Genomic DNA, 1,131 nt, shown 5'->3' with positions numbered 1-1,131 from the left:
CGACGCCTGCATTGGTACGGGTATCACTGGCAAACAACAAGCCATCCTCTAAGCGGATGGCGGCACAATAAGTCATAGGGTTATCCTTTGTGTTAATAAATGAGGTGGTTATGATAACCGCGTGACCAAGACTTGGCTATAGAGACTCTCGTAACCGCCGCCCATACGCACCCCGCGTACTGGGGCGGTATCTAGATAATCACGCCCGATAGCGACATAAACGTGTGAGTTAGGGGCAAACGCCTGATTGGAGATATCAAAAGTATACCAGTATCCGTCCAAATATACCTCCGCCCAAGCGTGACTTGCCATATGGTTCTCGGTGTCGTCATACAGATAGCCTGAGACGTAGCGGGCAGGGATCTGCTGATCTCGCAATAAACCCAAAAACACATGGGTATGATCCTGACAGACGCCCGCCTTTAATTCAAACGCCTCGCTTGCGGTGGTGCCGACATGCGTGACGTTTTTGACAAAAGGCATGATCATAATCAGCTCATTGGCCAAAGTCTTGAGGCTATCGTAAGTGACGTTTTGCAAAAATGGCGCGGCAAACTCGCGCATGGCCTCTGAACACTTAGTCAGCGGGCTTTGAACCGTAAACAACAGATAGGGGACATGCGCTAAGTCCTCTAGACGCTCGGTATCGGTATTGATCTCAACGATACCTGAGGCCTGCATTTGCAAATTATCATGAGTCTCGTTACGGCTCAAGGTGAGCCACTCATTACCAAAGCCATCTTTTAAGTTGGTTGCGACTTTGGGGAGTAGCACATCCCAGCGATGAATGGTTTGATGCGGCAGATCCATAGGCGTCATACGAATGTACTGTACGCTGCGCTGCGCCTGCTCGCCATAATAGTAATTGGTCTGATGACTGATTTGAAGTTTCATACTGTCCTCTTATTATTTTGTCCATTTGACTAAACTTGTATTAACGCGCTAAACCCCTTGCTGCAAGATAATGTTGAACTCGCGGCTGATCAGTTTAAAATCGCTAAACTGCTTGGAGCGAATCATCTGATTGGTCAAGCGGGTCAGCTCACGCCAGCGCGTATTCTCTGGCAGCTGGTTGATCCAGTGCTTAAACTCTAGACTTAATTGAGTGACGTCTTCACCGAGTAATACTGC

General features: G+C 48.4%; 2 protein-coding genes and 1 pseudogene. All 3 read right to left on the bottom strand.

Annotated elements, in window-relative coordinates:
- Positions 1-76 (bottom strand): annotated as a pseudogene (locus ACTXGO_RS14315) (peptidase); the annotation flags it as partial.
- 32 nt (positions 77-108) lie between these two features.
- The gene (locus ACTXGO_RS14310) at positions 109-894 is read right to left on the bottom strand and encodes a transglutaminase family protein (RefSeq protein ID WP_443574986.1); all 786 of its coding nucleotides are present in this window, start codon (positions 892-894) and stop codon (positions 109-111) included.
- Positions 895-942: 48 nt separating this feature from the next.
- On the bottom strand, positions 943-1,131 hold a 189-nt coding region (locus ACTXGO_RS14305; protein ID WP_443574985.1), incomplete at its 5' end, for a hypothetical protein.

This window comes from Psychrobacter sp. T6-1 (assembly GCF_052258445.1).
This window is presented reverse-complemented; position numbering and strand designations above follow the sequence as displayed.

Bases quoted from the DNA above. Each gene is read 5' to 3' on its own strand.
- ACTXGO_RS14310 (WP_443574986.1), bottom strand. From the start codon at position 894: ATGAAACTTCAAATCAGTCATCAGACCAATTACTATTATGGCGAGCAG.